Origin of the sequence: Polyangium sp. 15x6 (assembly GCF_029960785.1) — a bacterium.
GTDB lineage: Bacteria > Myxococcota_A > Polyangia > Polyangiales > Polyangiaceae > Polyangium.
In genome coordinates this window covers 120,802-132,422 of the sequence record NZ_JASBQE010000025.1, presented here as the reverse complement: position 1 = coordinate 132,422, position 11,621 = coordinate 120,802, and the positions used below count along the sequence as shown (strand labels likewise).

Sequence of the window (11,621 nt, the reverse complement as noted above, 5' to 3'; positions counted from 1 at the left end):
CGTCGGCGACGTAGATCGGGTTTGGACGATCCCATGCCTACAAACAATGCGCGGGGAAGCGAGAGGTAACAGAAAATCGACGCGGCCCCGTCGACGCAAGGCCCGGCTGGCGTTTTACCGTACAAACCTATCAGCGTTCGGCCCGTCAAGTTGGCCGTCGCGGGGCGAGCAACGCCACCGCGATCCGTCGTCTGCGAGCGGGCCCTGGGCAGGCCGCTCCCGCCGGCGTCTGCTTCGTCAGCATCGAGGACGCGCTGCTCCGCCGCCGCTAGGCTGGGTGCCGCTCGAGCAGGATGTCGCGCACCGCCAGCAGCCGCCCGTCGACCTCGCGGTCCAGCCGGACAATCCCGTCACCCTCCGCAGCCGTCGGGCATGGACGATATCATCCACTTGCCGTCAGCGCCGCACGTCACGTCGAACCCACCGCAGTCGGGGGAGCCGTGAAGGCCTTTGTTTGCTCCGCGGCGCGCGAATGCGTAGTCTCACCGTCATGTTTTCTCGACTGCTGGCAGCATCCGCGGTCTCGTTCGTGTTGCTCCTTTCCGGGGTGGCAGGCGCCGCCGACGGGGACGCCTGGGTTCCCAGAGCCCAGCAGAACCGCGTCGCCCTCGAGTTCGACGTCTGGTCCTACGACGATCCCTTGCTCGGGACTGCGCATTCGCTCACCTGGAGCGTCGCGGGCCAGGTGAAGATTGCCCGCGGCGTGTATCTCGATTTCGACGTCCCCTGGGCCGTCTGGGATTACCGGATCCCCCCCGCCGGCCTGCGCGAGACCGAGGCCACGATGGGAAACCTCACCCTGGGCGCGCACTGGGCGGGCAAAGTGAGCGAAAGGCTCGCGTTTCACGCGGGCGGTACGCTCTCGGTCCCGACCTCGTTCACCGACCGAGAGGAGATCCTCGGCTCGGGCAGCGCCTCCGTCGATTTCTTCGTGTGGCTGCCCCTCTCTAGTTACCTCCGGATGCGCCACGAAGTGGCCAGCCGCAATCGCGCCTATGCGGACCTGCACCGGTTCTTCCTCGATTCGATCCTCGCCCGAGGGCGCGGCGGCCTGGAGCTCCGCATCTTGCCCACGCTTTATTACCGCGCGGACATCGCGTCCATCGTCGCCTTCGCGGTCGGGGACCTGGCGGATCGCACCCACCTCTTCCTCGAAGCCCACAGCGAGATCGCGGCGCGCGCCTCCACAGGCGTGGGCGGCGGCCTGCGCGTGCAGGCCGTGTTTTTCCCGACCCGCGAGGACGACAAGGCCCAGACGGCCCTCGAGCCGTATTTCAGCTACGAACCCACGCGCGGCTTCTATGCGCGCCTCGGTCTGCTCGTCGCGCTCGACGACACGCTCGGCTTCGGCTTCGAGGAAGGGCAGGTCGCTACGCTCCGCACCGCGCTCGGCGGGTCGTGGTAGGGGCGATCGTGGCGCTCCAGTCAGAGCGAATGAAATTCGCGTTCATCGCCGCGGAGAAGGCCCTTCTTTCCGGTCAAGGGGCCTCTGCGTGAGCCGCAGCCACCTAGGGCGTCCTGTCCGTCACGGGACCCAGCTCGACGCGTGTTCGCGCGCGAATGCCTCGAAGGAGCGCGGCGGCTTGCCGGTCACTTCGAGGACTGCGTCGCTCGTTTTGGGGCCTCTGCCCTCCTGATGAAAGCGGAGCATCGCTGTGATGCCGTCGACGTGCTCGCGGGAGACGGCGTAGGGCAGCATCGCCTCGCGGAATGCGTCTGGCGAGATCGATTCGAAGGTGACCTTTCGGCCGGTGAGCGCGGAGATCTCGGCGACCATCGCCGAATACGAGATTGGCTGCGGGCCGCACAGCGTGAGCGCTTGCCCCTCGAAGCGGTTCGATGCCAGGCATTCGGCCGCTACCTGCGCGATGTCGCGCGCGTCGATCACGTTCTCCTCGAAGTCGTCGCACGGCAGGCGAAGGACACCCTCCGTTCGGATTGCGTGGCCGTAGTAGTGGATGAAGTTCTGCATGAAGCCGCCTGGCCGGAGGAGCGTGTAGGCGATTCCGGAGGCCTCCACGCCGCGCTCGATCGCGCGATGGACGCGCGCGTAGAAAAACGCTTCGCTCTCCGCGCTCATGATCGAGAGTTTTACGATGCGGAGGGCGCCGGCGCGCCGCGCGGCGGAGGCCACGCGGAGCTCCGCCGCGACCTGATCGATCATGTCTCCTGTCGCCAGGAAAACCGTCGTTGCTCCGGCGAGGCTCGCGTCGAGCCCTTCGCCCGTTTCGAGATCGACGCGCGCGACCTCGCTCGCGTGAGGGCTCGGCTTCCTCGAACGATAGACACCACGCGTGGGTAAACCCTTCCGGTGAAGCTCCGCAAGGACCGCGCTTCCCACGACGCCACTGGAACCGAAGATGACGTGCATGCGCGGGAGCTTGGAGCACGCGAGGGGTCAACGAATAGGAAGCATTTGACCCCTCTCGGCCGGCGGAACGGCGCGCGCGCCTCGTTGCTTTTCGAGGAGCTCACGCGGCGACAGTCCCGCGTGCTTCCGGCATTCGAGGATCCAGTGCGATTGGTCGGCGTACCCCGCTTCGTAGGCGAGATCGGCCCCGGCGCGCCCAGTCCGCGCGGCGAGGTCGAGCGCCCGCTGGAACCGCTGGACGCGAAGGTAGTCGCGCGGGGTCAAGCCGACCTCGCGGCGAAACAGCTCGATGAACCTGCGGTGGCTCAGCCCGGACGCCGCGACCTCCGCCGCGATCACGACGTCGGAGGATCCGCGCTCTGCCCGTCGCATCATCCGAGCCACGGCCGGGTGCGAGGCACGGCTCGCTCGCGCGCGCTGGAGGAAAAAATCGCTCAGCATCGCCAGTCGCTCCGCGTCCGAAGCCGCGTCGTCGATGCGCTCCGCGAGCTCTCGCGCGGATGCGCCCAGGAGGTCTTCGAGCGGGTGGTGCTGCTCGGCGAGGGCGTCCATCGGAATCGCGAAGAGCGGCCAGGCGCCGCCAGGATGAAAGTGCACCCCCACGAGCCGCCCCTGCGGAGCGGTGGGGACGTCGAACGCACTTCGCCGCGGGCCGGACACGAGGGCCGTGCGGCATGTCCCGTCGCGGCCCGAGAGCTCTCTCCAGGAGAGTCGCTTGCCACGCACGGGGACGACGATCTCGAGCGTGCCCGTGGGCAAGACCCGATCGAGCAGGTGCTCCGGGCGGTACCCGTCGTAGATCCAGAGGCTGCGGATGTAAGGTCGCAGCGCTTCGGGCGGCAGGATCGTGCGGTAGAAGGAGTACGGGTCCGTCACGGCGATCGACGGGTATCTTAGCGCCTCGCCAAGAAGACCTGTGGGTCTCCCGCTGCTAGCATCCTCCCCATGTCCGGCGGCCTGATCCACCACGACGACGGCCCTCCCGTCGCGCGCTGCGTCCGTTGCGGCGCCGTGGCCGCCGGTCCCTGCGCCCGTTGTACGGCCCCCGTCTGCGGCGACTGCTGCGTCCTCACCGAGGGCGGCACCCGCGTCTGGGCCATCTGCCTCGCCTGCGAAGACCGCGGCGGTCGCTCGCTGCGCCGCGGCTGGATCACGTTCCTCGGCTGGATCGCCCTCCCCATCGCCGGGCTCGCCGTCCTCGTCGCCCTGCTCGAGTGGCTCACCCGGCGGTGAGGTTCCACGTCGAGGCCGCCTTGCTGGGGCTTTGCCCCAGACCCCACCGGGGCTGTCCGCCCCTGGACCCGGACCAGCGCAAGCGCTGGACCCGGGGTCGATGAACTGCGCGATGCGCAGTTCATCGAACAGGCCGAGGCAAGACCGGCAGCTACCTTGCCAACCGAGACAGCCGCGATGCCATGTCGACTGGCAACGCTGTCCCTGGTCTTCCAACGGGCCCGTTGGAAGAACTGCGCGGAGCGCAGTTCTTCCACCCCGAGTCCAGGGCTTGCCCTGGTTCGGGTCGAGGGGCGAATAGCCCCCGCGGGGTCCGGGGCAGCGCCCCGGCTCCACGCTTCCAGATGAGCGCGTCGATTCCGCGTAACCTTTCCGGACCCCCGGACGTGCCTCCCCTGAGAGGTGCGAACATGACGACGAACACGGCGGCTCGGGTGGTGGTGATTGGCGGCGGACTCGCGGGGCTTTCGGCGGCGGCGTATGCGGCGCGGGCCGGCAGGCGGGTGACCGTGCTGGAGAAGGCGTCGGAGCTCGGGGGGCGCGCCGCGACCCACGAGAAGAAGGGATTTTCGTTGAACATCGGCCCGCATGCGCTCTACCAGGGCGGCGAGGCCGAGCGCGTGCTCGCTGAGCTTGGCGTGCAGACGAAGGGCGCCCCGCCGCCGACCAGCAACGGCGCGTACGCCCTGCACGGGGGGATTCTCCGGGCTCTGCCGACGGGGCCCGTGTCGCTCTTGACGTCGTCGGTGTTGCCGCTCGTCGGGAAGATCGAGGTCGCGCGCCTGCTCGCTCGCCTCGATTCGCTCGACGTCGAGGCGCTCGCGGGGACGAGCTTCGAGGCGTTCCTCACGAAGAGGGTCCGCACGCCCGAGGCGCGGGACGTGATCCGGGCGCTCATCCGGGTCTCGACGTACAGCTCGGATCTGGAGCGGCTCGCGGCGGATGCCGCCATCGCGCAGTTCCAGCTCGGGACGACGCGCGGCGTGCTCTACCTGCACGACGGCTGGCAGACGATGGTGAACGGACTCGCCGGCGCCGCGCGGGCCGCGGGGGCGGAGATCATCGCGGGCGCGAAGGCCGTGTCCGTCGTCCGGGAGGACGGGCGCGTGAAGGCGGTGCGGCTCGCGGACGGAGCGGAGATCCCCGCGGACGCGGTGATCATCGCGGCGAGCCCTTCCCTCGCCTCCTCGCTCCTGCCCGACGTGCCGGCCCTCGCGGCGTGGTCCGCGGCGGCGATCCCGGTGACGGCCGCGTGCCTCGACGTCGCGCTCTCGCGCCTGCCGCAGCCGCGGAACACGTTCGCGCTGGGGATCGATCGGCCGCTCTACTTCTCGGTGCACTCGGCGTCCGCGCGCCTCGCGCCCGAGGGAGGCGCCATGATCCACGTGGCGCGGTACGGCGCGCTGGAGGATTCGCGGGCGGCGGAGCGAGAGCTCGAAGAGGTGCTCGAGCTTCTGCAACCGGGCGCGAAACACCTCGTGGTGGAGCGGCGGTTCTTGCCTTCGATCACGGTGGCGCACGATTTCCCGCAGGCATCGCGCGGTGGCGCGCGTGGCAGGCCCGGGCCCGCGGTGCCAGGCGCTCCCGGGGTGTTCGTGGCGGGCGACTGGGTGGGGCACGTGGGTATGCTCGCGGACGCGAGCTTCGCGAGCGGGCGGGCCGCAGCGCAGGCGGCGACGCGGCGGGAGGTGAATGTGCTTGGCGAGGTTGGGCGGAAGAGCTTCGATGCGAGGGCGTGAACGTGATGGCGGACGGGGACGGGCTCGCGCGGGAGCATCGGCGGTATCTGTGGGGCGTTTGCTACCGATTGACGGGATCGGCGGCGGACGCGGACGATCTCGTGCAGGAGACGCTCCTGCGCGCGATCGAGCGTCCGCCGGCCCGCACGGATGAACCCGTGCGGCCATGGCTGACGCGCGTGGCCGTGAACCTCGGGATCGACCGGCTGCGCGCGCGGCGCCGGCGCGCGTACGACGGGCCATGGCTGCCGTCGCCGGTCGAGACGGACGGCGACGGCGTGCTGGAGATCGGGATCGAGCCGGTCGAGACGGAGGGGCGCTACGATCTGCTGGAGAGCGTGTCGATGGCGTTCCTCGTGGCGCTGGAGGCGCTGACGCCGCGGCAACGAGCGATCGTGCTTCTGTGCGACGTGTTCGACTGGTCGGTGAAGGAGGCGGCCGACGCGCTCGGGATGACGGAGGCGGCCGTGAAGACGATGCACCACAGGGCGCGTCGGGCGCTGTCAGCCTACGAGTCGAGCCGGACGCGGCGCACACCCGAGCTCGTGGAAAAGACGCGCGAGGCACTGGGGCGGTTTCTCATGGCGCTCGGGACCGCTGACGGAAAAGCGCTCGAATCGATCCTGGACGCCGAGGTCCGGCACCTGAGCGACGGCGGAGGCGAATTCTTCGCGGCGCGCTTGCCGATCCTGGGGCGAGATCGAGTCGGGCGCATGTTCGTGGGCCTCGGCAAACGGCACGGCACGGGCACGCAGTTCGCATTCCGGATGCTGAACGGGATGCCCGCAGTGGTGCTGGAGCACGCGCCGGGGCGGAAGCTCGCGCCGCGATCGGCGCTGCAATGCGAGATCGGCGAGGACGGAGCGATCCGCGCGATTTATTGGGTGCTGGCGACGAAGAAACTTTCGGCGGTGGGGCCGATTGTCATCTGAAGCCGCTGCGCTGGGGCTTTGCCCCAGGCCCCACCAGGGGTTGTCCACCCCTGGACCCGGACCAGCGCAAGCGCTGGACCCGGGGTCGATGAACTGCGCGATGCGCAGTTCATCGAACAGGCCGAGTGGACCCTGCCAGCCGAGACCGCCGCGCTGCCCTTTCGACGGGGAACGCCTTCCCACGGGCCCGTTGGAAGAACTGCGCGGAGCGCAGTTCTTCCACCCTCGGTCCAGGCCGTGCCTGGTCCGGGTGCAGGGGCGGATAGCCCCTGCCGGGGCCCGGGGCAGCGCCCCGGCGCGGCGCCTCCGATCAGAACCCCGCCCCATTCGCCCGCGTGCCTGGCGAGCTTGCGGCTGCGACGAGGGTCGTGTGCAGGACGAACGTGGCGCTTTCGGCGGCGTCGGGGCTGCGGTTCATGCTGACGCCGTCGACTGCGGCGAGGGAGGCGGGGTAGCTGAACGAGTCCTTCGTCGTGCCCGTCGTGTCGCGCAGGTAGACGGCGTCGCCGCCGTTTGCGAGGCCCAGGTTGCTCGTGCTGCTCGCGATTGCGTTCGGCGTGCCCGCGGGGATGCCGGCGGCCGTGCCGAAGACGACCAGGCTCTTGCCTGCGGCGAGCGTCGTGCCTGCGGCGAAGGTGTGCCGGATTGAAGTGGAGTCCGAGATCGTCCAGCCGTCGAGGGTGGCGGGGGCGCCGCCGATGTTGACGATTTCGATGAACTCGCCGGTCACGCTGCTGCCGGGCTCGTTTGCACAGATCTCGTTGATCACGACCTGGGCGGGTTTGGCGGCGGCCCAGGTGTAGCGGCTCAGGATTGGGAAATGATCGCTCGTCGTGGAGGCGTAGCTCGGGATGAAATTGGAGACGCGGTAGGCTTCGACGGAGCCGGGGACGAGGGCCAGGGCGAGCTCGTTCGTGACGAGGTGGTGATCGAGGGTCGCCCCGCCGCTCGACGTCGACGAGATGTTCGCGTCCGTGAGGACCTTCGTGGCGAAATGGTAATCCGCCCCGTCGGCGAGGAAGTTGGCGTAGGGCGTGGCGTTGCCCGAGATGGACTTGTCGAGGTCGTCGTTGAAATCGCCGATGACGAATACCTTCTGCGTCGGGTAATTCGTGTCGAGATAGGACTTCAGCGCGGCGGACGCGTCGAGCCGCCGCTCGTAGCTCGCGGAATCGGCGAGCGCCTTCATGTGCAGCACGATGACGACCACGTCGTCGGTGGTGCCGTTCAGCGTCACCGAGAGCTTCACCTCGAGCGGAGGCCTCCCGGCGAACTCGTAGTCGTAGGCCGTCAGAATCACGCGCGCGCTCTGCACTGTCGCGATCGAGGTCTTGTAGAGGAAACCGAGCTTTTGCTCGGACGTGGTGTAATAGGACGACCCGTTCGTCACGATCGGGTCGTTCGAGAGGATCCCGGCATACCCCGTGAGCTGCGATTTGAGCGTGTTCCACTGCGAGACGCTCACGATCTCCTCGACGCCCCAGAGATCCATGTCCGCGCCGCTGATCACGTCGTACGCGTTCTGCCGCTGGAGCGTGTCGTTCGTGGGGCCGCGGCTCGCGTCGCCGAACCACTCGAGGTTCCAGCCGGCGACGTCGAGCGTGGTCGCCGTCCCTTTCCCCGGGACCGTGTACGCAAACGTCGCCGTCTCGACGAACGGCTCGTCCACCTCGGGCGCGACGCACGCGGGCGCCGCGACGATCACGAGCGATGAAGCGAAAACGACGAGCCACGAAGGAGCGCTCGTGCTGGATCCAGACCTCGGCCGACCGTGCGCGTATTCCATGGTTTCCATGGTACGCGAGGAGCCTTCGATGGGGCGAGGAAGTTCCGATCAGGAGCGCCGCGCTGGGGCGTTGCCCCAGGCCCCACCGGGGCTATCCGCCCCTGGACCCGGACCAGCGCAAGCGCTGGACCTTTTGTCGAGGAACTGCGCGATGCGCAGTTCCTCGAACAGGCCGAGGAACGACCCCTGCCAACCAAGACAGCCGCGCTGACCTTTCAACCGGCAACGTTGTCCGTGGTCTTGCCACCGGCCGTTGGAAGAACTGCGCGGAGCGCAGTTCTTCCACCCCGAGTCCAGGGCTTGCCCTGGTTCGGGTCGAGGGGCGAACAGCCCCCGCGGGGTCCGGGGCAGAGCCCCGGCGAGGCGCCTCCCAGATGAGACCAATGCTCAGCAGGGACGCGCCATCGGGTACGAGCCGAGGACCTTGAGGTAGCCTGCGCGTGCTTCGAGGTCGACGAGGGCGCGGCGGAGGGCGGCTTCCTCTGCGTGGCCCTCGACGTCGACGAAGAAGAGATAATCCCAGAGGCCTCGCCTCGAGGGGCGCGATTCGAGCTTGGTCATGCTGACTCCGTGCCGCGAGAAAGGGCGCAGGAGCGCGACCATCGAGCCTGGGCGGTTTGGCGCCGACATCACGAGCGAGGTCTTGTCGTGGCCCGAGGGCGCGGCGCCGGTTTCGCCGATCACCAGGAAGCGCGTGGTGTTCGTGGGATCGTCCTCGACCCCCTCGGCGAGGATGGCGAGCGCGTGGATGGCCGCCGCGCGCTTGCTCGCGAGGGCGGCGGAACCGGGCTCGAGCGCGGCGAGGCGCGCCGCCTCGGCGTTGCTGGAGACGGCGACGCGCTCGGCCAGCGGGAGCGTCTTTTTCAAGAATCGCTGACATTGGGCGAGGGATTGCGCGTGCCCGTAGACACGCGTGATCCCGCCGAGCTCTCCGTCGCGCCGGAGCAGGTGTTGCCGGATCGGGAGCGCGACCTCGCCGGAGATGCGGAGCGGCGAGGCGACGAGGTGATCGAGGGTATGGCCGATCGCGCCTTCGAGGGAGTTTTCCACGGGCACGACGCCGAATGGGGCCGCGCGCGCCTCCACCACGTCGAAGACATCGTCGATCGAGGTGCAGAACACCGACCGGGCGTCCGGCCCGAAATGGCGCGAGGCTGCCTCCTCGCTGAACGTGCCCGAGGGACCGAGGCAAGCGACCGAGATCCCCTCCACGGCGCCTCGGGCCTCGATCAAGCGGCGCTCGGCTCCGACGACGATGCGGGCGGCGGCGCCGCGGCCGCGCCGAGCTCGCGGATGATCCCTGCGTACGCGAGCCGCACGCTCTCCACGTACCGCGCGAAACGCGGCAAGGTCGAAAGCTCCAGGGCCTGCGGGCCGTCGCAGAGCGCCTCGTCGGGCCGCGGGTGGAAATCGATGAGCACCATGGAAGCGCCCGCGATGATCCCCTGCCCCACGACGTGGAAGATGTCGGGGAGGCCGTCGGGCGCGTTGTCCATGCGGCCGACCGCGTGCGACGGATCGATGCACACGGGCAGGCGCGTCTGCCGGCGGACGACGGGCACGTGCGAGAAGTCGACCAGGTTCCGGTGCGGATCGCCGAGGTGCGTCTTCACGCCGCGCAGGCAAAACACGATGTTCGGGTTGCCCTCGCTCGCCACGTATTCGCAGGCGTTCAAGGACTCTTCGAGCGAGATGCCCATGCCGCGCTTGAACAGCACCGGGAAGCGCTTTTGCTGGCCCACCTGCTTCAAGAGCTCGAAGTTCTGGGTGTTGCGCGTGCCGATCTGGAGCATGACGCCCGTCGGATCGCCTGCCGCGGCGAGCGACGTGTTGATCTCGTCGATGTGGCGCGCGTCGGTGACCTCCATGGCGATCACCTTGATGCCGTGCTTGCCCGCGAGCTCGAAGACCCAGGGCAAACACGCTTTGCCGAGGCCCTGGAAATCGTACGGGCTCGTGCGCGGCTTGTACGCGCCCATGCGCGTCGTCCGGATGCCGGCCTGTTCGAGGGCGGCCATCATCTTCGCGACGTGCTCGCGCGTGTCGACGGCGCAGAGGCCGGCGAAGACGTGGACGCGCTTCTCGTCGAACTGGACGCCGTTGTACTCGAACCCGTGCGTCTCGGCGTCCGGATGGTGTCGACCGATGAGCCGGTATTTCCGGGAGACGCGGACGACCTTGCGTACGCCGGGCAAACTTTCGAAGGGTTCCGTCGGCACGGCGCGCGTCGAGCCGATGAGGTGCACCTCCGTGATGGAGATGGATTCGCCGCGAAAGACGAATTTCTGGACCGAGACCCCCGGATACCGCGCCGCGAGGCGGACGACCGCCTCGGCGCGCGATTCAGGCGCGTCGGGCTCGAGTGTGACAATCATGTAAGTTCCCCCTAGAGTCGGTGTCCTGTTGGATGCCGCGACGGCCTCGGCCGGGCCACAAAAAATCAGTCCGTTTCCCCGGTGGGCGGTTCGTGCTGCAAGCGCCTGGAGAATCGGAGAATGGCGTCGAAGATCTCGTGCACCGAGGCCGGATCGAGCTCCTGCTCGGCCGCCCAGCGCCTGCGCGCATCGAGGAGCTCCGCCTCGCGCTCGGGATCCCGCACGGGGCGGCCGAGCTTCGCCTTCTCCCGCGCCGCGCGCCGCGCGAGCTGGGCCCGTCGACCGAGGAGCTCCACGAGATCACGATCGAGGTCGTCGATGAGATCCCGCGTCTCTCGCAAGGCTTGTGTGCCCGCCTTGGAGGGCAAGACGAGCGCGGAGGACGGCGGCGGAGCCATCCCGTCCGATCCAGAGAGGTTCTGATCGGCGGCGAGGAGCGCTTCGACGAGCTTCCGGCGGGCCTCGGCAGCATAGGGATTTTCACGATGGAGCGCGGCATAGAGGTGCCCCGCGTCCGAGCGCGCGGCCTCCACGGTCCGCGCGAGCGCCTGGAACGAGGGCGGCGCGTACGGAATGTCGAGGGGCACGGCCGCGTCGAGCATACCCTTGGCCACGAAGAATGCGAGGGCGTGGGTCCAGGCCATGTTGCGATCGTGCGTGGCCTCGTCCTCCAGGACGACCGTGCAGCCGATTCGCTCGTAGAGTTTGACCACGCGGTCGACGGCCGCCGGGTGGATCGAATTGGGACAGACCACCGCGACGAGCGGCCGCTCGCCACGCGAGAGGCTGATCGGGCCGAACAGGGGATGCGTGGCGACCCAGGGGATCTCGGCGCCGAAGCATTCGTTCATGGCAGCCGAGGGGCCGAGCTTGACGCTGCCCACGTCCACGACGATCTGCGAGGGCGAGAGCAGCGGCCGCATCGCCCCGAACGCGCGGCGCATGGCGGTGACGGGGACGGCGACCACCACGAAATCACGGCCTCGGACGAGATCCGGGAGCGACGTGACGCGCATGTCCTCCGGCACGTGGGAGCGATCGTCGAGAGCTCGCACGTCGACGTTCGCGTCCCGGAGGAGCGAGGCCATCGCCGCGCCGAAGCGGCCGTATCCGAGCAGTGCGACGTTCGTCATGACACGTGTATGGGGCCGATACCCACACGTAGCATAGCGGATGGACGACCCC

The 11,621-nt window shown here is 69.0% G+C and carries 10 protein-coding genes; 4 read left to right on the top strand and 6 right to left on the bottom strand.

The window, feature by feature from the left end; translation table 11 throughout:
• Window positions 1–490: 490 nt before the first annotated feature.
• Window positions 491–1,405 (top strand): hypothetical protein, encoded by a 915-nt coding sequence (locus QHF83_RS20375; protein ID WP_282419541.1) that lies wholly within the window; start codon window positions 491–493, stop codon window positions 1,403–1,405.
• A 120-nt stretch (window positions 1,406–1,525) separates the two neighbouring features.
• Here QHF83_RS20375 and QHF83_RS20370 read toward each other — a convergent pair whose 3' ends face one another.
• Window positions 1,526–2,371 (bottom strand): NAD(P)H-binding protein, encoded by an 846-nt coding sequence (locus QHF83_RS20370; RefSeq protein WP_282419540.1) that lies wholly within the window; start codon window positions 2,369–2,371, stop codon window positions 1,526–1,528.
• Between the two features lie 27 nt (window positions 2,372–2,398).
• Entirely contained in the window at window positions 2,399–3,247 is an 849-nt protein-coding gene (locus tag QHF83_RS20365; RefSeq protein WP_282419539.1) for an AraC family transcriptional regulator, read from the bottom strand.
• A gap of 69 nt (window positions 3,248–3,316) precedes the next feature.
• Between QHF83_RS20365 and QHF83_RS20360 the strand changes: the two genes are divergently transcribed.
• The 3 genes from QHF83_RS20360 to QHF83_RS20350 all read left to right on the top strand — a co-directional run bounded on the left by QHF83_RS20360 (window position 3,317) and on the right by QHF83_RS20350 (window position 6,275).
• Window positions 3,317–3,604, top strand: coding sequence for a hypothetical protein (locus QHF83_RS20360; protein ID WP_282419538.1), 288 nt, complete (start codon window positions 3,317–3,319; stop codon window positions 3,602–3,604).
• A 410-nt stretch (window positions 3,605–4,014) separates the two neighbouring features.
• Window positions 4,015–5,343, top strand: coding sequence for an FAD-dependent oxidoreductase (locus tag QHF83_RS20355; protein WP_282419537.1), 1,329 nt, complete (start codon window positions 4,015–4,017; stop codon window positions 5,341–5,343).
• A 5-nt stretch (window positions 5,344–5,348) separates the two neighbouring features.
• Window positions 5,349–6,275, top strand: a complete 927-nt coding sequence (locus QHF83_RS20350) for a sigma-70 family RNA polymerase sigma factor (protein WP_282419546.1) — start codon at window positions 5,349–5,351, stop codon at window positions 6,273–6,275.
• A 310-nt stretch (window positions 6,276–6,585) separates the two neighbouring features.
• Here the strand turns inward: QHF83_RS20350 and QHF83_RS20345 are convergent, their stop codons facing one another.
• From QHF83_RS20345 to QHF83_RS20330, 4 genes are all read right to left on the bottom strand, one after another.
• On the bottom strand, window positions 6,586–8,061 hold the full coding sequence (locus QHF83_RS20345) for a lamin tail domain-containing protein (protein WP_282419536.1): 1,476 nt from the start codon (window positions 8,059–8,061) through the stop codon (window positions 6,586–6,588).
• A 387-nt stretch (window positions 8,062–8,448) separates the two neighbouring features.
• Window positions 8,449–9,294 (bottom strand): prephenate dehydratase, encoded by an 846-nt coding sequence (pheA, locus tag QHF83_RS20340; protein WP_282419535.1) that lies wholly within the window; start codon window positions 9,292–9,294, stop codon window positions 8,449–8,451.
• Window positions 9,291–10,436: a hypothetical protein gene (locus QHF83_RS20335; RefSeq protein WP_282419534.1), complete on the bottom strand. Its 1,146-nt coding sequence runs from the start codon at window positions 10,434–10,436 to the stop codon at window positions 9,291–9,293. Before QHF83_RS20335 ends, pheA begins: the two co-directional genes overlap by 4 nt.
• A gap of 65 nt (window positions 10,437–10,501) precedes the next feature.
• Window positions 10,502–11,569, bottom strand: coding sequence for a prephenate dehydrogenase/arogenate dehydrogenase family protein (locus QHF83_RS20330; RefSeq protein ID WP_282419533.1), 1,068 nt, complete (start codon window positions 11,567–11,569; stop codon window positions 10,502–10,504).
• Between the last annotated feature and the right edge of the window lie 52 nt (window positions 11,570–11,621).

Coding starts and splice junctions, on each gene's coding strand:
- QHF83_RS20375 (WP_282419541.1), top strand. CDS start 491: ATGTTTTCTCGACTGCTGGCAGCATCCGCGGTCTCGTTCGTGTTGCTC.
- QHF83_RS20370 (WP_282419540.1), bottom strand. CDS start 2,371: ATGCACGTCATCTTCGGTTCCAGTGGCGTCGTGGGAAGCGCGGTCCTT.
- QHF83_RS20360 (WP_282419538.1), top strand. CDS start 3,317: ATGTCCGGCGGCCTGATCCACCACGACGACGGCCCTCCCGTCGCGCGC.
- QHF83_RS20355 (WP_282419537.1), top strand. CDS start 4,015: ATGACGACGAACACGGCGGCTCGGGTGGTGGTGATTGGCGGCGGACTC.
- QHF83_RS20350 (WP_282419546.1), top strand. CDS start 5,349: ATGGCGGACGGGGACGGGCTCGCGCGGGAGCATCGGCGGTATCTGTGG.
- QHF83_RS20345 (WP_282419536.1), bottom strand. CDS start 8,061: ATGGAATACGCGCACGGTCGGCCGAGGTCTGGATCCAGCACGAGCGCT.
- QHF83_RS20335 (WP_282419534.1), bottom strand. CDS start 10,436: ATGATTGTCACACTCGAGCCCGACGCGCCTGAATCGCGCGCCGAGGCG.
- QHF83_RS20330 (WP_282419533.1), bottom strand. CDS start 11,569: ATGACGAACGTCGCACTGCTCGGATACGGCCGCTTCGGCGCGGCGATG.